A 20,693-nucleotide genomic window follows, 5' to 3' on the forward strand; every position below is an offset into this window, starting at 1 on the left:
GATACTATTCTTTAACACACTTTTATTTTCCCCGTTACCGCACTATCTATCAACGTGGCTTTGTATTCTTTGAGTTTTTTGATTTGCTTCTGCTGTAGAGCAATTGAAGAATCGATTTTAGCAAGTTTTTCTCCAATCCAAGATTGAATCAATTCTTGTTCCTTTTTTGGTGGTAGAATCAATAATTCATTTGATAAATGGCCGAAATTTATTGTTTGTCGAACTCCTGAGCCAAGTAGTTTCATTTGAGATATGTCAAAACGATGAAGAAGCCATTTCATGTAGTTTTTATCAAAACTTCTTGACTGATTTAACACGATATAACCTGAACTAACTACAACATCAATTTCTGACAGAGCAATTCTTAGACTAACTAAATCATAATTAAGATTCAATGGGTTTATCAAAAATTCACCACTTAAAACTTCTTGGTAGGTCTCTTTGGTAGATTCTAAAATTGAATTTTCAGGTTTATATCTAACGAAGCCATAACTGATTGCTCCAGCAGGTAATTGACCATTCAATTTTTTCTTCTTTTCATGAAATAATTGTTTGAATTTAAAAATCTCCCAGTGTTCGGGAATCTCTCCAATCCATGCTATACCTGAGTCTTTGAGTTTTACATTAGAGTCTAAACCTTTGGTTACCGCATTTTGAATGATGATTTGCTTACGTTCTTTAAGTAGCTCTATCATCCGCTCTTTTTGAGCAATGGCCTGGTCTATTTTGATGGTTTTCTCATCTAGGAAATTGGCAATAGCGATTTGTTCTTCTTTTGAAGGTATAGGCAAAAGTGAGGTGGAAAGTTCAGGATAACTAATGTTTTTACCCTCTCTAATCCCAACTACACTTGTTTGTATTTCTGAAATAAAAGAACTTGATTTAAATAGATATTTATAATAACCATCAAATAATCCATTCTTTTTCTTTAACACGGTATAAGCAGGACTAATAATTCCATTGTGATGGCAGTATTCCAAGCCCCCTTCAAATGACCTTAAACTAATTGCGAAATCACCTTTTTCAATAAACTTAAAACTTTCAAGATTACCAGAGGGCATTACCATACGATTTTCGACCCAAGACCTAGGTACAACACCCTTGTTCTGGGTAACCGATAGTAATTCTTCATCTGGTTTATTTTTTATAGATACATCATGAAATAAAAATTTCATTCTAGTTGCTTTCCAGTTCTCAGGTATTTCTCCTAACCATTCAGTACCTGCATCTTTATAGAAAGTATATGTTTCAAATGTTAATTTTGAAGTTTTTCTTTCCATTATGCTAGGTTTAAAATATCCATTATCAGACCTTCATTCTTGTGCTCTAAAGCCAATATTTCAGCACTCACTTTCTCGATTGAACGCAATTTCTTGTGCATATAGAAATACTTATTAAAGCTTATTTCATAGCCAATTTTGGTTTTGTCCAAATCAATCCATGCCTCTTCAACATGGGGTTTTACTTCTCGTAAAAAGTAGTCGTGGATGTTTTCACTTAAAGGCACATTTTCAGTATCGCGTAAATCAGATTGATTTTCGTAAATGATATATTCATTAGGCTTCCCTGTTGGATAATAGCCATAATCTGGTAAATCAGCTTCGTCGCAATCTAAATGCTGTGTAAGCTGGGTTAATTTATCTCCTTTTAGTCTTACGACTTTCTTTATCACCTTTTCGGCTGTTTCGTCATACCAACTTAGTGCATTTAAAATGGCTTTTTTATCACTGGCTGATAAATATTTCATTCCCTTACTGTAGTAATTGAATTGCTTTACAAATTCATTATAGTCATTAAATAATTTGTCCCCAAATATTAAATTCTCCAGATGAAATGCAGCCTTAAACTGGTTGGCATGTTTCTTCCATAAATCTTTGCTAAGGAGTTTCTTTCTGTTAGCCGACGACAGGTTGAGGTCGTTTTTTTCGCACCACTCTAAAATTTCCGTATCATATTTTTTCACGTTCTCATAGACGTCATCTCCAAAAGTAGCAAAAGCCCATTGCATCGGTTCTTTTAAAGATTTATCAAATCGTAATTCAGCAATACGTTCTGGAGTAAATTGAGCCATCAATCGTGCAGGTCGGTCAATGGTCACTTTGTAATAGCCAAAATCTGAGTTATTAAATACCTTGGCGGCTATGCTAGGGATTAGCTCTTTTGTTTCAGGGTCGATCTTTCGATCAATGTCCTTAAAGTTTAGATAAGCATCTTGTATTTCTGTAATGTGCTTAGACTTAAGCTCACAATTTTTTGCACCAAGGTTTTTTCGCAATTTGGAATAACGTTCAGACGCGTCGATTAAGATGACTTTTCCTTTTCTGTTAGCGGGTTTATTGTTGGTTAACAGCCAGATGTAGGTGGTAATACCAGTATTGTAAAATAGATTGTTTGGTAGTTGAATGATACAATCCAATAAATCATTTTCAATGATATATCTTCTAATATTGCTTTCACCACCACCAGCATCACCGGTAAATAAACTCGATCCATTATGTACAGAGGCAATACGAGAACCCAAAGCACTTTGGCTTGTGGGTTTCATTTTATTGACCATCTCCATAAGAAAGAGCAACTGCCCATCAGAAGAACGTGGTGTAGCAGCTTCTTCCGCTTCATTACCCCAATAGTCTTTGAGTGGCACTACGAAACGAGGGTCAATAATATCCTTTCCATCTTTAATATTTTTTACTTCGCTACTCCACGATTTACCGTAAGGCGGATTAGAAAGCATAAAGTCGAATGTAGTTCCTGAAAATTCGTCTGTAGACAATGTTGATCCTACTCTTATATTTTCTGGATTATTACCTTTAATCATCATGTCTGACTTACATATGGCATAAGTCTCGTCATTAATTTCTTTACCATACAGATATACATCACCAGAAGCTCTAATTTCACCTTCTTCATCTTTTATAAAATTCTGGGATTCAGTTAACATTCCTCCAGAACCACATGCTGGATCATAGATAGTCATAACAGGTGGTAAATTATCTTTGATCGGGTCAAAAACAATATGCGTCATAAGGTCAATGACTTCACGAGGTGTAAAGTGCTCCCCTGCTTCTTCGTTGTTTTCCTCATTAAACTTTCTGATTAGTTCTTCAAAGACATATCCCATACCCAAATTGGATAAAGGTGGTAGTTTTCTTCCATCAGGATCTTCCTTTTCCAATGGTGTTAGATTGATATATGGTGATGTGAATTTTTCAAGGACATCTAACAAAATGTCCTTATTGGCCATTTTTTGCACTTGACTTTTGAGATTAAATCTGCTGATGATGTCTTTAACGTTGGGACTAAAGCCATTGAGATAATCTTCAAAATTGGCTTTTAGTATCTGCTGACTGTTTGTAGCCGTGTCATACAATCTTTGTAACGTCCATTTACTGGTGTTATAAAATACGTATCCACTAGCATCCTTAAGACCAGTTTCATCCCATTCTGTAAATCCTGCTTCATCGCGCTGAAAAGCCAACTCTTCCATTACAGCCTCTTTAGTAGGCTCCAAAAGGGCATCTAGTCGACGCAACACCACCATAGGAAGTATAACATCACGGTATTTCCCTCTATTGTATACATCTCTAAGGCAATCATCAGCGATTGACCAGATAAAACTTATTAATCTGTTGTGTACGGTTTGGTTCATTTTGTTCCATTAAGTGATTTAACTATTTTCAATTACCTGAAATTCAATTATAAAGTAAGGATATACATCTTTTGTATCACGCTTATTTGCAATTGTTTTAGTAACTTTTACTTTACTTCCAATGTCATAAGTGTTATGAATCTTTTTGTACTGAAACAAGTGTTTTCCACAATGGTAATTACCACTTGCATCCTGTTCTATTATTCCCTCAATAGTATTATCTTCAATTTGAGGCGTTGCCAATTTTTTCCAAAGAACTTTGTTTTGCTCTGCATCGGGAAATTTATCTCTCAAGTTTTTAAACCAAATTATAATTTCAAGAATTTGATACACACAGCTATTATAGATATAGGATGATTTGTTGGTGGATACATAGTCATCAACCTTTAATCTAAGCTCTCCTTCAGTATGAGAAGCATCTTGAATAACATCTAATAATCTATGAATAGTATGTGCCACAAGCGGGTGAATAAATTCTTCGGTGTGCTTGTAATCTGAATGCTTATTTGAAATAAATAAACTTGAACCAGTAATCCATCCTTTATTTTCAATTATCGCTGAAGGCAGTAAATTTAATTCACTCATTTTAGTGAATACTGTTTCCATAATTTTTCTCAAGGGATTAAATAAATCTTCTGTTGCTGCATCACCATTATTTTTTTCTAATACTTTCAGCATTTTAAACACTTTAGACTTGAGCTGCTTACCCAAATAGGTTTCAGTACAAACATCAAAAACTCTCTGGTACTTATTCCGAATAATTGTATTTTCCATTTTATTGACGCAATCTATGAGTTCATCACACAATAATTCGAAATCATTAATATTGTTTTTATCATAAACTTTCCCATCTCCAAAATCCGTATCCTTAAGAACGTCTATTAAATTTCTTTCTTCTCTTATAAAACCAAGTTGTCCCGAGTAAATAAACCATGGAATAACTATTCCTTGTGCTTTTAGCTCCCTCATTTTATTTGCTACTTTGCCAAAAGCTGTTGATTTTGGGTCTCCTTTTTCTTCTGGGTTTTCATAAAAAAGACCATCGACGATTATGGCATCATAGTCATCGTAATTATGAGTTAATTCCTTTAATCCTTCTTTTGAATTTGAAACCCCAATTAATTCTATGTCTTTTAGGTAAGCAGTATCAAAATCGTTATCATACTCTTCAAATTTATCATCGAACCATAATACCGTGTAACTATTCATAAAACTCTACATTAATAGGAAATATCAATTCAACAATAATTTTATTAATAATCTGGCCTTGATATTCTTCATAAAATTCGTCATCAATAGAAAATATTTTACCATTGTGCTTTTTCATGATTTCATTAATCAGCCATCCGCCATAACCGTCACCACCAGATTCACCGGCCGTTCCGCCTTTTCTTTTATAGGTGTCTAAAGAAAAATTGCTTGGAAGTGGGTAAGCTGTGTTACAAACATTTATTTGGACTTCATTCGTTTCGAATGAAAACATTACCTCCACCTCCAACTTATGCGAATTGTAAATTGACTTTTTAAATCCATGAACTTCTGCGTTCTCAATTAAATTATCAAACATTTTTCTTAAGAATGTTTCATCAGTATCAATAAAAACCCTTTTTACTTTATGAGCCTCCATATCTTGTTTGATCCATTCCTCTGCCAATACAAAAACTGAATAGTCTTTCCTCTTATCATCTTTAATCTCGGCAAAATAGTCTAAAATAAATTTTATAAAATCAACTTTAGAAGGCTTAAAATCTGCTAAATCTGATTCCTTACTCGTTTTGTTCAGAGATCTTGACATACTGTCTAAGTCGCGCATTATAATATCCATATGTCTTCTTAAAGTCAAAGTTGATTTTGGATTTGTCTTGTAATCCATAACCCCATCTAATTCATTAACAACTTGCTCTTCAATAATTTTTACCATTGATTGAAATGATTTTTGAACCTGTCCCAACGATCCCGCAATATGATGCCTTAGGTAAATATTTTGGTTGGCCACCTCCTTATTTAATTCTTCTTGCTTTTCCAAAACAAGAAGGTTTTCGGTTGTTGCCCGTAAAGCAAGTCTTTTCAAGACAATTTGCTTTTGTTCATCAATTGAAGGATATTTAATTTTAATATCCAAAATATCCTTTCTAGAAATATATGGAACTGTCGTTCCTGTTGAGAGTCTATTTACTTGAGCTTGCACGTAATCTTCAGTAAGTTCTTGCAGCAAATACTCTAAATGCACTTTCTCAACATTTACAGTGAAATTTTGAATATCAGGTGAATAAAAAATTGCGTCGTCCCCAGATAAATAGAATGTAGGCTTAAATTTACTCCATCTTGAAGCTAGCATTAAACTATGACTAGGTAAAACAAATGCGTGCTTAGGAACTTGCTCTTCCCCTAAATCATCAAAGGATTTTTGTAAATTTTTAATATCGTCTGATAAATCGCGGATTCTCACGTATTTACCATATGATTCTGGTTTAGACTTTTCTTTTGGGTTTGGCTTAATTAAATATTTTAACTTAATTATACTCTCCTCTTTTTCTAATTTAACCTCTAAAGGGTCAAAAATATATCTATTAGGTAGTAAACTAAATTTATTAGTCTCTAATTCACTGGAATCTACAATAGCTCTCTTATTTGACGTATTATTACTTTCTGTCAACTTTAATAATGCAACAGCATCAATGGTTCTTACCCTCTTGTTTTGAATATAACAATCCTGTGCATTAATAAAAACTGTTTGTCCTTTGAGGTGTTTATTCTTATTCAACACAATTATACTAACTGAAATAGCCATTGAAATAAAAATATTTGTAGGCAATGAAATTACGGATTCAACCAAATCCATTTTTATTAATTTCCTTCTCAAGTCCGCGTTTTCATTACCAAAAAAGAAACCTTGAGGTAATAAAGCAATCAATTTTCCTGTAGAATTTAAGGACGTTAACCCTCTTTCAATTAAAAATTGTTCTAAAGTCTTGAAATTTGGTTCTGAATGTCGATACATTTTATTCAAGCGCATGTTGAAAGGAGGAGTCGCAAGAATTAAATCAAATTTTTCAGATGGATTAGGCCAATTTGAAATGGAATCTTCACAAAAAAATCTAGAATTCAATTGTCTGTTATAAGCCATTAGTCTTAATGCTCCCAAAGCCCATGTTTTGTGATTCAATTCCTGACCGTAATAGTGTTTCCCTTCATCTAAATAGACCCCAAATGAAGCATATCCTGCAAATGGATTAAAAACTTTGCCTTTCTCCTGTAAGTCCGCGATTGAACAAATAACACTTGTTAATTCTAGCGGCTGGATAAAATTATCCCCATACTTACCCTTCGAATTTTCAATTTTAAATAAAATGCCATCAAAAATTTCAGCGAAATGTTTCGTCAACACCTCATTTTCTATCTCTTCAAAAAGATGCTCAATTTGAAATATTTGTTGCTCGCTAGCATTAACAAAGACTCCTTTGAAAGCCTTTATTATGGGATCGTAGTAATCTGATAATTCCTTCTTATTTTCAGGCAGTTCATCCCTAAAAAAACGAAGTTTTTCTTTCTCGTAATTCAATGTCGCATAGTCAGTCAGAAGAGTAATTTTTTCAAAAAGGTCATCTTTAAAAAGAGATAAACAGAGCAGAATCACACCTTTATCAGCAGATTCTACGCCGAATTTTTCAAGGACCTCGTTAATCTGCCAAACTTTTTCTATTATAGCCTTTACAGGCTCACTATCTTTTAAATAAATTCCCTTCATAAATCATTGTAAGTATTAATACTGCAAATGTGAATTATTGTTGTGCAGTACACCTGCATACTAATACTTATTTATCATAGCATTAATTTTCTTCTTTATTTCTATTCTTATGACTTCAGGTGAAATTACTTCCAAATCTTCCCCAAACGACATTAGTAATTGATACAACTCATTGTTGGGTACAACTTCAATGGTCACTGTCCGGTCCGCTTCATTTACCTTTTGTGTACCATGCAAAGGTTTGGTGATCACATATTGTATACGACTTTCTGAAAACTTTAAACAAATTTTTTCTACCTGTTTGCCTTCTGGTTTGGTAACACCAATAACATCATCAAAATAGTCTATCCAATTAATATCTATTTTTTCAGCAGATTCCGACAACTCTTCAATTGTTTCGATTCTATCTAAAGGATAATTGTGAATTTTGTCAAAATCAGATGGTTTAGCAAAAAGAAACCACCGATTATTGTATTGTTTGAGATGAAGTGGACTAATGACGTATTCAACCAACTCACCATAAAAAGGTTTATAACCAATCTTAATTTTTTTCTCTTTAAGAATTACATTAAAAAGTACGCCCAAGTGATTTCTTCCTTTTAGAAATTCGTTCTCTTGATAACTAATAATACCATTTTCTCCTTTATCAGCTAAGTCAAAGGCCTGCTTCATGCGTGGTATGAGTTCTTCTAACCAATTAAATTCTTCTCTATGCTTATATCTTGAAAGAATTGATAGCGTTGTTTCGAGTTGCTCAATATCGTTAACATTTAGAGGGTGATTAGCAATTGAGAATTTTAAATCATTATACCGCCATGCTTTTTTTCCTGTTTCCTGCTTTCTTAAACCTTTCTCTAATTCAATGGACCAACCAGTATCTGATTTCATATGTTCAATATCATATTGCAATTGACGCAACTGAATTCCATCGGAACCCAATTTAGACAAGGCTTCATTGACCTCGAACAAAAGATCATCATAATCATATAATCTACCTGGATTACTAAAACATCGATCTAAAATTGTATAACGTACCTGTGCGTGCCTATTGGTTGCCATCTCGAAAATATATGTTAATAGGAATATTAATTAAGGGGATTAAATTTAAAAAAAAGCGCTGTCAATATAAAGGAAATCCAATGGTAATTTATAAGAAAATACAACATGCAGATAAAATGCACATTAAACGTCCAATTTTGTACTGAAAGACAGGAATTGGCATGGCGAAAATCACACTTTTGGACTTAATGGACTATAAAAAAATCAACCAATTTAGCTTGATTTGCTTTGCCATAATGTATATGGATGAAAGTTTTCTTGCAAGTCTTCTTGATGATGACATCAACTATGAAGATATTGGCAAGTCCAGGTTTGTTAATAAATTAAAAGGTAGATTCATCTATCACAAACTCATAGGTGATACTGAGCTTATTTTAGACTTAGATGCCTGTAATAGTTGCAATTGCAATGCTCCTGTATGCAAATTTATCGGTAATAATTCTAAAGAGCATTTTGCATTATACTTTGATTTTAAGAAAAATAAAATCATTGATATTTACCATTGTAATTGGTATGGGAATTCGAGTACTCCCTTATTTTAATTACATTTTCTTTTAATATGGCATCTATAGCCTTTACCTCATACAAATAAACATCTCCTAGTTTGGTATAGGGCAAGACACCCGTTTCGCGGTATTTCACAATGGTATTGTTAGATAGCTTAAAAATGTCCTTAAGGTCATTATTTCTATAGTATTTTGGTTTTTGGGCATTGCCCTGTCGATTAGTTAGTTCTGAACTAATGTTGTTTAGTTGCTCTCGTATTGGTTCTAGTAGACGCCTTATGGTAGCTTCTGTGGCAATTTTTATTTCTCTTTCATCTCTTTCCATAGCTAATAATTTTAAATATTTACTACTGCTAAATAACCATCTTAAGGCGTGATACCCCAACAATAGAAGCGAATTCGGAGCGAACATTTAATCTTTAAGACTATCTCTGTACTGTTCTAGCCCATATATGAACTTATTAATAAACTGCTTGTGCTTTTGCACCTTAGTTGAAGCTCTTGCTTCTGAAAATTCTCTGTTAAAGCTTCTAATTGGAACTCTGTCACCATTAATATTTAGATAAGTGAGATGGGCTTCAATAAAGCGTTTCAATTGAAGCTCATTGTTGCGCTCATCCTTGCAGTCAAAAACAATATGCTTTTCTTTTAAAAGAAATAAAAATAGGTGTGCTACACTTATCTTGTCTTGGTTAAAATGGACTTTAATGTCAGTTTTCAAGTGCTCAGTACATTTTTTGTTGTCTTCAATATCAAGATTACTGAAATCCACAAATGGGGCATTCTCTTGAAGCGTTGAAACAAACCTATATAGTTCAGTTAAGGCACAGTAGTAATTCCATATAACATAGCTGAGACAACCAATGGAAAATTCGTGGTATTTGGTATAGTTAAAATTCCCTTCAGCAAAGCGAACCAAAAACTTGTATAAATCTGTCTCATCGGTCTTACACTCCTTCAGGCTGGTCTTAAATTCATCGTAAAAGTCCGTACCTAAACTTGGGAATGTCGTAATTTCAGTTATTGGTTTGATCTGCTTACAATAGAATTGAAGAAACTCAATAGATCCTACTTTATGCTCTTCAAGAAACTCTAACTTTTCCTTGATTCGCTTACAAACTTTGTTTATATACTCTTCAGGATTTAATCCATACTTGAGTTGTCTTTTAAGAATTGGCTTAAAACTTTCGACCTCCTTTAAAAAGAAATCTCCCTCCATTTCATGAACCCAAAGGTCATTCAACAAATAGATTTGTAGAGAATCAAAATATTCAATCTTAATCGTTAATAATTTTGATATGGCATCTTCAGTTTTAAATACTAATTCCATAATGTAACACTATTGATTATTAGCAAATCTATAATAAGGTATTACACAATAAACATGATATCAGAACTTTATGTGCAACAAACTGCGGTTTGTTGCACTTAGCCCTAAATTTTAACAGTATTTATCAAAAAGCTTCTTCATATCCTTCATTACAGAGGCATCCAAAACCTTGGCATAGTGTTGCGTTTGCCTTATGCTGGAGTGCCCCAACATTGCCGATACATTTTCCAGGGATATTCCATTACCAAGGGTCACCGTGGTAGCAAAGGTATGTCTAGCCACATACCAAGTAAGATGTTTATTAATTCCGCAGACATCTGCTATTTCCTTGAGATAGGCATTCATCTTTTGGTTAGATAACTTCGGAATTAAACCTTTTTGCATACCAGCGTATTTGTCTATGATGGACTTGGTAGTTGGCAAAACGGGGACATTAGCACGCGTGCCAGTTTTAGAACGATTAGCCTTAATCCAGTGGTTGCCATCGTTATCTTTTATAAGGTTGTCCTCCGACAATTTTTGAGCATCAACAGGTGCATAACCTGTATAACAGCTAAAAAGGAAGATATCCTTAACTCGCTCTAGTCTTTTTACTCTAAAGGATTGTTGTTCAATCCTACGAAGTTCGTCTTGGGTGAGGTATACGGCTTCCTTGACCTTTAGTTTACCGTCATACTTGGAAAATGGGTTTTTATCTATTAGCTCCAGTTTTATGGCGTGATTGCATACGGTCTTAAAGGTTTTGAAGTACTTTACCACTGAATTGTTTTGTATTCCTGTTTTGTGTCTATAAATACTATCGTATTTTAAATAGGATTCCAGATTATAAATGAAAGGACCGTTAACAGCTTTGGTAGAAATATTATCCTTGTTGTATTCTTTTTTCAAAAAAGCCTGGATCAAATTCTTGGCCCTGTTATATTTTTGAAGGGATGCAGCTGAGCGTTCCCCGGCCTCAACTTTTTTCTCAAAGGCCGTATTGTGAATTTTAAACAAATCAATTAAACCAATTTCTTTGGTCTTCTTTTTGGGTTTTCCAATAATTTCTGCCTTAATTTGCTGAAGATCGATTGCGGAGTTTTCTCGAATTCGCTCATTGATTTTTCGTTCAAATTTTAGGTATAAACTATCCAAAGACATCCTTCTAATTTTCTCTTTTTCGAGCTTGAGTGGATTCCTCAGTTTGTTAGTAAAATTCCATCGTTCAGCAGATATATACTGCCGTGTACTCATGGTTATGGTCTGGTTGTGAAACTTGATTCTGGCAAATATCGGAGATTCACCATTAATTTTTGCCTTCTGGGTTCTGATAAAATACGTGATTTTCAACATAATTAAACGCTTTTAAATTAGACTTGAATTAACCTAAAAACATTTTGAACGCCCTATGTTTACTGCGAATTCGGAGCGAATTCTTTTAGTTTAGTGTACCTATTTTTGAAAAATGACCTAAAAATGTAATAGGTCAACCAATAGGTCAACTAAACTTTGAGTATTTATGAGTCTTTTGAAGGATTATAAAAAATAAAAAACCCTTTAAACAACTGATTTAAAGGGTTTTGTGATTTTTGATGTTTCTTTTGAAACTGAAATCTGCGGAGAAAGAGGGATTCGAACCCCCGGAGGTGTGACCCTCGCCGGTTTTCAAGACCGGTGCATTCGACCACTCTGCCATTTCTCCATTAGCGGATGCAAATATAAAACCCTTTTTTATGTAGCCAAAGATTTTTCTTGTGTTTTTTGGTTTCTTTCATGTACTTTTTTACTTCAAAAATTAGTGACATTTAACAATGCATTGTATTTTCGGCACAATAAATGTTATCTATTTCGTTATTACGTAAACTGCAACGAATGAAAAACTTACTTATTCTATTATTACTTATTGGTGGACAAGTTATAAGTTCACAGAATAAAACCATACCTGCTGGTGAAAAGTTAGTTTATACAGCAACTTACAATATGTCTGGTTTATTAACCAATATTGCACAAGTTAAAATGGAAACCAGTGAAGTAAAAACATCAAAAAATACTTTACTTAGACTAAAATGTACTGCAGCTACCTACAAAAAATGGGACAACTTTTTTAAGATTAGAGATCTTTATGAAAGTTATGTAAATCCAAAGACCCTTACACCCTACTTATATAAGAGAGATATAAGCGAAGGTGGGTATTATAAATTTATGCAGTACCGTTATAGCCATAAGACAAATATGGTTCAGAATATTAGAAAAAAAAGACGTAGTGATGGAACCATATGGGAAACTAAAAAAGCTGTAAAGATTAATCCTTCAACCAAGGATATAGTTACTACGCTTTATAGCATTAGAAATTTAGATATCCATAAAGCTAGTATTGGTGATCAACAAAATTTTACAGTTTTATTTGATAACGAGGAAACGGTAATAACAGTGAAGTATCTCGCCAAAGAATCCATCAACACAAATATCGGAAGAAAAGAATGCTATAAACTGGCCATTTCAATGAAAGGGAGCGATATATTAAAAGGTAATAATTCTAACTTACTTTGGCTTACCGCAGATGAGAATAAAGTACCTGTCTACGCTAAATTTAAAATACCTGTTGGGAATGGTGAATTAAAAATTGAATCGGCTTCTGGTTTAAAATATTAAGCATGAAAAAAGTACTAATCATTTTGGGGTTTATAACAGCAATTATTGCAACAATCCTAGCTGTTACACCATTATCAAATTTATCAATTATTCCTTCAATAGTGGCTTTATTGTGTGGTCTTGGTCTATTATACTTGTCTAAAAAACAAAATAAAAAGACTAAGACGATTCAGTATATTTTCATTTTAATAATTATCTCCTTAGGTTTAACCATTTACAAAGGCATATTTAACACCCCTGAATTAGGCGATACTGAACAATTAGAACAACGTGAAGAGGAAAATCTTGAAGACTCTAAAGAAATCCTCGAAGGTCTAGATATAGATGAAGATTTTTAATGGGTTACAAAACCATTAGATTTAATTGAACATTTTACTCTATTTTTGCGCAAATCAGTTAATTAGTAATGAAATATCTATACGCCTCAATTTTAGTCCTTGTTGGTTCCTGTGCTACCGTTAGGCATAGTGATAAAATAGATAATTTAAAAAATAGCATTACCTATACTGATGCAGAAGTCGTTAACACCTATTTAAAAACGATTACAGAGGCGGAATTGAAAACTCATGTTTACGAATTTTCAGATGATAAATATGAGGGTAGAATGACTGGAGAAAAAGGGCATAATGAGGCTTGTGATTATTTAAGGTCTTATTATAAGGAGCAAAATATAAAAGCACCAATCACGCATCCTAATTATTTCCAAACCGTTCCAAAGGGTGCATTACCAGAGAAGATTAAAAATGACTCACAAAATGTAATTGCGTATATCGAAGGTTCAGAATTCCCTGATGAGTATATTTACATAACGGCACATTCAGATCATGAAGGTATTGTAGACGGACAAATATATAGTGGTGCTGATGATAATGGCTCTGGAACTGCCGCAGTACTTGAGATTGCGGAAGCATTTAAAAAAGCGGCTGAAGAAGGAAATGGTCCAAAGCGTAGCATCGTATTTCTGCATGTAACCGCTGAAGAAATTGGATTACACGGATCTAGGTATTACACTAGAAATCCAATATTTCCAATTAAAAATACGGTCGCAACTTTAAATATCGATATGATAGGTCGTGTTGATGACAATCACATAGAAAACGAGAATTATATTTATTTGATTGGTTCAGACAGAATTAGTACAGAACTTCATTTCATTGCACAGAAAGCCAATTCAACCTTTACAAATCTAGAATTAGACTATGCTTATAATGATGTTAAAGATGTAAATCGTTATTACTATCGTTCAGATCATTATAATTTTGCAGTAAAGGGTATACCAGTCATCTTCTTTTTTAATGGTGAACACGAAGATTATACGCAACCAACAGATACAGCTGATAAAATAAATTATCCACTACTATCGCAACGCACTAAACTTATTTTTTCGATTGCTTGGTACCTCTCTAATTCTAAGAATAAATTAACAGCCGAAGTACTCTAATAAAGTTAATTTTACAGAATTAAATAGACCTTTATTTTTCGTAGTTTTACGAGTCTAAAAATTGTATCTATATGAAAAGATTAATAACCCTTTTTTGTATTTCACTTTTAATAGTAAGTTGTGGAACAAAAACAAAAACTTCAACACCGAGTAATACTCAAAACCAAGAAATAAAAATTAATCCTGACGGGACAGAATTCGCTAATTCTATAACCTCAGATGATTTAAAAGTTTTATTAACCAAGTACGCTTCTGATGAATTTGAAGGGCGTGAAACTGGTGAAAAAGGACAGAAACTTGCTGTAGATTACCTTAAATCTAAATATATAGAAATGGGTATAACAACGCCTCTCGGTGGTGAAGACTATTTTCAGGAAGTACCCTTAGAAAAACAAAAAGTTGCAGAAGCTGAAATAAGCGTAAATCAAAAAGCCTTTAAAAATTTTGATGATCTAGTGGCGGTTATGGTACCTGAAACTATTAATACAACGATTAATGAAATTGTTTATGTTGGCTACGGAATCGATTCTGAGAATTATAGTGATTACAGCAACATCGATGTAAAAGGTAAAATGGTTCTGGCAAAGGCTGGTGAACCAAAAGATGAAGAAGGCAACTTTATTACTTCGGGAACTAAAGAGGCTACCAAATGGACCAATGGCAGACAATCATTATCAAGTAAAAGAGATGCCGCTCTCAATAATGGTGCGAAAGGGTTCTTCTATTTTGACGCATCATTATTTTCGAGATATGCGCCTTATTTTAAACGTCAAGCTTCATCAGGTGCTGCTGGTAGACTTTCGCTAAAAAGTAATGAAGAAGGCATGCTAATGTTAATGATAAATGAAGACTTAGCCACTGCACTACATCCTTCTATTGGTAACGACAGTACTTCAAAAGTGCTCACTACCGATATGGCTGTTAATATTAAAAACAACTCTATAAATGTAGATTCTGAAAATGTTGTAGCCTACATTAAAGGTTCTGAAAAACCCGACGAGATCATTGTCATTTCTGCACATCTTGATCATGAAGGAATTAAAGATGGTGAAATTTATAACGGTGCAGACGATGATGGTTCTGGTACTGTGGCAATTTTAGAAATTGCTGAAGCCTTTAAGAAAGCTGAAAAAGCTGGCAATGGCCCCAAGCGTTCTCTTCTATTTTTACATGTCACTGGTGAAGAGAAAGGATTACTCGGATCGCGATTCTATACTGATATGGATCCTATTTTTCCACTTGAAGGCACTGTCGCTAATCTGAATATAGATATGATTGGTCGTACAGATCCAAAACGAAAAGAAGGTAATAGAAACTATGTATATTTAATAGGAAGCGATAAATTAAGTACAGATTTACATAACCTTTCAGAAGAGGTTAATAAGAAATATACCAATATTGAGCTCGATTATACATTCAATGATGAAAATGATCCTAACCGTTATTATTACAGATCAGATCATTACAATTTTGCAAAAAATAATATCCCTGTAATATTCTACTTTAACGGTACTCACGATGATTACCACAGACCGTCGGACACGGTTGAAAAAATACAGTTCGATTTACTTGAGAACAGAACACGACTGGTATTTTATACGGCTTGGGAATTAGCTAACAGAGCTGATAGAATTGTTGTTGACAAATCTGTAGAGCCTTAAGTAACGATAAAAATAAAATACAAAAAAAGCCTTTCAATATTGAAAGGCTTGGTCTTTTTGGGTGGAAGATCGGTCTCGAACCGACGACCTCCTGAACCACAATCAGGCGCTCTAACCAACTGAGCTACAACCACCATTTTAAATAGGACTGCAAATGTAAATTATTTACAATTTTCTGCAAAGCGTTTTAGCTACTTATTTTAAATCACATAATGAATCTACAGCAGGATAACGCTCCACTGTAAAGCCCTCTCCAAATTCTGCACCTACAATTCTGCCTAAATTTCTAGCTCTGTATTCTATACTGTCTGTAAAATTTTTACTTGATATTGGTGTTTCAGGTTCGTCACTATTTGGATCGTAAAACTGTGTTTTATAGGCCAAAACGGATTCCATTTTTAAATCCATAAAACCTGAAACATCCACCACGATATCCGGATCTATATCTTTCCATTGAATATAATGATATACAGCTTTAGGACGCCAAGCTTCCTGTGCTTCACCATTATTGTCAACCGTCTCAATTTTTCTCAGACCACTTAAAAAACAGGAATCACTAGCTAGACGACTTCCTTTTGCGTGATCGATATGTCGATCTTCAATAGCATTACAAATCACAATTTCGGGTCTATAAAATCTAATCATATTAATAAGCTCTATCTGGTGTGACTTATCATTAATAAAAAAGCCATCAGCAAACTGCATATTATAACGACTATGAATTCCTAATATCTTGGCCGCGTTAAAAGACTCTGTATCTCTTGTTTCAGCTGTACCTCTTGTGCCAAGTTCTCCACGAGTGAGATCAATTATTCCAACTTTTTTACCATTTTTTACTTCCTTCGCAAGGGTTGCTCCACAACCTAATTCCACATCATCTGGATGAGCTCCAATGGCCAAAATATCTAGTTTCATGTAATTTTCTTTTTTCTCAATTATCAAAAATATTAAAAACTCTATAGAATCGTGTTTTCTTTTTAAAACGCAATCGATATCGTATAAAAATACTGTCCTATTTCTAATACAATCGTACGTATAATTGAAAACTTCATAATAAGCTTAAAGCATGACATTAGTCATATTTATTCGAAGGTCTTGCCATTAACTTTACAGAAGTATTTCTAACTTTAAAAGTGTAATTAAAAACACTATAGAAATGACTTTAATGCTTATCATCTTAATCATCACTATTATCCTATTTATCTGGGGGAAATTCACACCAGATATTATCGCATTGCTCTCAATGCTTAGCCTTTTTCTATTTGGTATACTCACTTTAGATGAAACTTTGAGTGGCTTTAGCAATCCGACAGTAATTATGATTGCAGCACTCTTTATAATTGGAGAAGGACTATCTCAAACAGGCTGGACAGCAATGGCTGGTGAAAAATTCATAAATCTTGCAGGTAAAAGTTCAACTAAACTTTTAGTCATTACAACTTTGGGATCTGGTCTATTATCTGGAGTTGTAAGTAATACTGGGACTGTTGCAACCTTAATGCCAGTTACCATCTCTTCAGCATGGAGTATTGGAACCTTACCTTCAAAATTATTGATGCCTGTGGCATTTGGTTCAAATACTGGCGGCTTACTTACCTTAACTGGTACACCACCAAATATTATTGTTAACAATACTATGCTACAGAGCGGTTTAGAAGGTTTTTCATTTTTTGAATTTAGCCTAATCGGACTTCCGTTACTCATTATTGGACTTCTTTATTTTAGGTTTGTTGGTCATAAATTATTACCAAGTAATCAGACCAATAATAAACCGGTTGACATCAGTAGTACCTTGCATAAATGGATTGAAGCCTATAAAGTAAATGATGATTACTACCGACTAAGAGTGAGATCAGTTTCTCCTCTACTTGGCACTCAGATTAAAGATTGGAGTTTTGAAAATAATCACAACGTATCTATTATAAGGATTAAAAGAAGACATCCTAGTCGCATAAAAGGAAATGACCCATTTATTGAATTTCCTGATGATGATACAGAATTCAAGTATCATGATATTATTACAGTAAAAGGAGATACACCTGCTATAAATGCTTTGATGATTAAATTTAGATTAGGTCTTTTACCTCTAGAGCCAATTGCCGATGAATTAAGAAATAATCTTATAAATCAAGAGGTTGGTATGGCTGAGATATTGGTAACCCCAAAATCTATAATCGTAGGTAGAAAAATTAGAATTGGACGATTCTTCAAGCGATTTGGTGTGCAGTTGATGGCAGCATCTCGAAATAATAAACCAGTTTCAGAGCGAGAAATAACTGTAAAGGCAGGGGACGCATTTCTTGTGAGAGGAATTTGGGAAGATATAGAACAACTCAAGGTTCATCATGAAAATTTGGTGATTTGTGGCAGTCCTGAGGGCATGTCCAAAACAGTAACTAATCTCACTTACAAATCCTACATCGCATTATTTACCCTCTTACTTATGATCGTACTATTGGTCTTTAAACTTGTTCCAGGGGCTGTAGCAGCACTTATATGCGCGGGTATTGTACTTATTTCTGGTTGTGTTCCAATCAGCAAAGCCTATAAAGGCATAAGTTGGATAAGTGTTGTCATGATTGCTGCTATGATTCCTATGGGTATTGCTTTAGAAAAAACTGGCACAGCTCAACTTATAGCCGAAAGTCTGGTCAATTCTTTAGGAAGCCTCCATCCTGTAGCATTATTGGCAGGTGTATTTTTATTAACCACTGGTTTTAGCCAAGTGATAAATAATTCTGCTACAGCTGTTCTTATGGCGCCCATTGTCATCATTGCGGCGAATACACTGTCACTATCTGCTGCGCCATTTATGATTGCTGTAGCCATAAGTGCCTCAACAGCATTTTTAACACCTGTTGGTACTACAACAAATGCAATGGTAATGACTGCAGGTGGTTATAAATTCATTGATTATGTACGTGTAGGTGCACCCTTGCTCCTATTGTTCTTAATAACAACATTATTATTAGTGCCACTAATATGGCCATTTTAACTGAAGTGAAAATAAAATTTTTAACTCATGGAAACATTATTAAAAGAATCAAAAAAGACGTCTAGAGATCTCACAAAGTATGGTCTTAAAGACACAAAAGCACATTGGAATTTATCACCTGAAGAGTTGCAAGCAATTACAGTTGAAAAGGGAATGGGTAAAGAAACAGCCAATGGTACACTAGCCATTAATACTGGCAAGTTTACGGGTCGTTCTCCTCAAGATAGATTTTTAGTAAAAGATGATTATACAAGAGATCGTGTTTGGTGGGGAAAAACTAATAAAGGTATTGCCCCTGCGAATTTTGACTTTTTACAATCTGAAATAGAAGCTTATTTGAGCGGAAAAGAAATCTTTGTAAGAGATGGTTTTGTTTGTTCTGATCCAAAATACAGAATGGGTGTAAGAACCATTACAGAATACCCATGGTCAAATATGTTTATTTACAACATGTTTTTGAGACCAACAGAAGAAGAATTACAATCATTTGAAGAAGAATGGTTAGTTCTCTGTGCTCCTGGATATGAATGTCCAGATCCTAAGAAGTATGGTCTAAGACAAGGTAACTTTTCTATCCTTAATTTTACTAAGAAGATAGCGTTAGTTGGTGGTTCAGCTTATACAGGTGAAATGAAAAAAGGTATTTTCTCTGCCTTAAATATGATATTACCTGTTGATAAAAATGTATTACCTATGCACTGTTCAGCTAACGTTGGTGAAGATGGTGAAACTGCCATTTTCTTCGGACTATCTGGTACAGGTAAAACAACATTGTCTGCCGACCCAGAAAGAAAACTCATTGGTGATGATGAACATGGCTGGACCGCTGAAAACCGAATCTTCAATTTTGAAGGTGGTTGTTATGCAAAATGTATAGATCTTACAGAGGAAAAAGAACCGGACATTTATAGAGCAATTAAACCGGGTGCTATCTTAGAAAATGTAATCTTCGATGAAAACAACGAGGTTGATTACTTTGATAGCTCAATAACACAGAATACACGAGTAAGTTACCCACTTTATCATATTGATAATATTCAAACACCTTCTTACGCTGATAATCCTAAGAATATCTTTTTCTTAACCTGTGATGCCTTTGGTGTATTACCTCCTGTTTCTAAGTTATCTCCTGGACAAGCTGCTTACCATTTTATCTCTGGATATACAGCTAAAGTAGCAGGTACAGAAGCTGGTATCACTGAGCCTGTACCATCATTCTCTGCATGTTTTGGCGAACCTTTTATGCCATTACACCCAACCAAATATGCAGAGATGTTGAGTAAAAAAATGCAAGAAGCTGGCGTAAACGTCTGGTTAGTGAATACAGGATGGAGTGGCGGACCATACGGTGTTGGTTCTCGTATAAAACTTAAGTACACAAGAGCAATGATCACAGCCATTTTAAATGGAGAATTAGATAACGTTGATTATGAGCAACATCCAATTTTTGGTTTAAATATGCCTAAATATTGTCCAAACGTTCCTACAGAAATGCTAGATCCTATGAACACTTGGTTACAAAAAGGTGCTTATATAAGTAAAGCTATTCAACTAGCACATTCGTTCCACTTAAACTTTGAAAAATTTGCGAGTGAAGCGTCTAATGAGATTATAGAAGGCGGTCCACTGATTGATGAACATCATCATTTGGGTGACCATGTTTAATAATTCCA

General features: G+C 34.1%; 15 protein-coding genes and 2 tRNA genes. 6 read left to right on the forward strand and 11 right to left on the reverse strand.

From position 1 onward, the window contains the following. Positions 1-11 precede the first annotated feature (11 nt). The 9 genes from ACRHOC_RS08325 to ACRHOC_RS08365 form a co-directional block, all read right to left on the reverse strand. On the reverse strand, positions 12-1,280 hold the full coding sequence (locus ACRHOC_RS08325) for a restriction endonuclease subunit S (protein WP_431158145.1): 1,269 nt from the start codon (positions 1,278-1,280) through the stop codon (positions 12-14). Next, positions 1,280-3,649: a type I restriction-modification system subunit M gene (locus ACRHOC_RS08330; RefSeq protein ID WP_431158146.1), complete on the reverse strand. Its 2,370-nt coding sequence runs from the start codon at positions 3,647-3,649 to the stop codon at positions 1,280-1,282. Before ACRHOC_RS08330 ends, ACRHOC_RS08325 begins: the two co-directional genes overlap by 1 nt. An 18-nt stretch (positions 3,650-3,667) precedes the next feature. Further along, entirely contained in the window at positions 3,668-4,858 is a 1,191-nt protein-coding gene (locus ACRHOC_RS08335) for a hypothetical protein (RefSeq protein ID WP_431158147.1), read from the reverse strand. Next, positions 4,851-7,397 carry an N-6 DNA methylase gene (locus tag ACRHOC_RS08340; RefSeq protein WP_431158148.1) on the reverse strand — a complete coding sequence of 849 codons (2,547 nt, stop codon included), beginning with the start codon at positions 7,395-7,397 and terminating at the stop codon, positions 4,851-4,853. The genes ACRHOC_RS08335 and ACRHOC_RS08340 overlap by 8 nt, the downstream gene beginning before the upstream one ends. Positions 7,398-7,457: 60 nt before the next feature. After that, a complete protein-coding gene (locus ACRHOC_RS08345) occupies positions 7,458-8,456 on the reverse strand; it encodes a helix-turn-helix transcriptional regulator (RefSeq protein WP_431158149.1) in 999 nt (332 codons plus the stop codon). Positions 8,457-8,942: 486 nt separating this feature from the next. Then, positions 8,943-9,287, reverse strand: coding sequence for a helix-turn-helix domain-containing protein (locus tag ACRHOC_RS08350; RefSeq protein ID WP_431158150.1), 345 nt, complete (start codon positions 9,285-9,287; stop codon positions 8,943-8,945). An 87-nt stretch (positions 9,288-9,374) separates the two neighbouring features. Then, positions 9,375-10,292 carry a hypothetical protein gene (locus ACRHOC_RS08355; RefSeq protein ID WP_431158151.1) on the reverse strand — a complete coding sequence of 306 codons (918 nt, stop codon included), beginning with the start codon at positions 10,290-10,292 and terminating at the stop codon, positions 9,375-9,377. A 111-nt stretch (positions 10,293-10,403) separates the two neighbouring features. Then, a complete protein-coding gene (locus ACRHOC_RS08360) occupies positions 10,404-11,624 on the reverse strand; it encodes a site-specific integrase (RefSeq protein ID WP_431158152.1) in 1,221 nt (406 codons plus the stop codon). 264 nt (positions 11,625-11,888) lie between these two features. Continuing rightward, a tRNA-Ser gene (locus tag ACRHOC_RS08365) sits at positions 11,889-11,973 on the reverse strand. Positions 11,974-12,143: 170 nt separating this feature from the next. Between ACRHOC_RS08365 and ACRHOC_RS08370 the strand changes: the two genes are divergently transcribed. The 4 genes from ACRHOC_RS08370 (at position 12,144) to ACRHOC_RS08385 (ending at position 16,025) form a co-directional block, all read left to right on the forward strand. Then, on the forward strand, positions 12,144-12,923 hold the full coding sequence (locus tag ACRHOC_RS08370; RefSeq protein ID WP_431158153.1) for a DUF3108 domain-containing protein: 780 nt from the start codon (positions 12,144-12,146) through the stop codon (positions 12,921-12,923). Between the two features lie 2 nt (positions 12,924-12,925). Further along, positions 12,926-13,261, forward strand: coding sequence for an FUSC family protein (locus tag ACRHOC_RS08375; protein ID WP_431158154.1), 336 nt, complete (start codon positions 12,926-12,928; stop codon positions 13,259-13,261). Positions 13,262-13,329: 68 nt separating this feature from the next. Then, positions 13,330-14,364: a M28 family metallopeptidase gene (locus ACRHOC_RS08380; protein ID WP_431158155.1), complete on the forward strand. Its 1,035-nt coding sequence runs from the start codon at positions 13,330-13,332 to the stop codon at positions 14,362-14,364. Positions 14,365-14,435: 71 nt separating this feature from the next. Continuing rightward, on the forward strand, positions 14,436-16,025 hold the full coding sequence (locus ACRHOC_RS08385; protein WP_431158156.1) for a M28 family metallopeptidase: 1,590 nt from the start codon (positions 14,436-14,438) through the stop codon (positions 16,023-16,025). 59 nt (positions 16,026-16,084) lie between these two features. On the opposite strand, the gene ACRHOC_RS08390 is transcribed toward ACRHOC_RS08385, so the two are convergent. Together ACRHOC_RS08390 and bshB1 are read right to left on the reverse strand one after the other, a co-directional pair. Next, positions 16,085-16,160 (reverse strand) — tRNA-His (locus ACRHOC_RS08390). A gap of 60 nt (positions 16,161-16,220) precedes the next feature. Further along, positions 16,221-16,940: a bacillithiol biosynthesis deacetylase BshB1 gene (gene bshB1 / locus ACRHOC_RS08395; protein ID WP_431158157.1), complete on the reverse strand. Its 720-nt coding sequence runs from the start codon at positions 16,938-16,940 to the stop codon at positions 16,221-16,223. Positions 16,941-17,181: 241 nt separating this feature from the next. On the opposite strand from bshB1, the gene ACRHOC_RS08400 reads away from it, so the two are divergent. Both ACRHOC_RS08400 and pckA read left to right on the forward strand, forming a co-directional pair. Continuing rightward, positions 17,182-19,020, forward strand: a complete 1,839-nt coding sequence (locus ACRHOC_RS08400) for an SLC13 family permease (protein ID WP_431158158.1) — start codon at positions 17,182-17,184, stop codon at positions 19,018-19,020. A gap of 27 nt (positions 19,021-19,047) precedes the next feature. Beyond that, positions 19,048-20,685 (forward strand): phosphoenolpyruvate carboxykinase (ATP), encoded by a 1,638-nt coding sequence (gene pckA, locus ACRHOC_RS08405; protein WP_431158159.1) that lies wholly within the window; start codon positions 19,048-19,050, stop codon positions 20,683-20,685. Positions 20,686-20,693: the final 8 nt, after the last annotated feature.

The organism is Winogradskyella poriferorum (genome assembly GCF_050618035.1).
GTDB classification, from domain to species: domain Bacteria; phylum Bacteroidota; class Bacteroidia; order Flavobacteriales; family Flavobacteriaceae; genus Winogradskyella; species Winogradskyella poriferorum_A.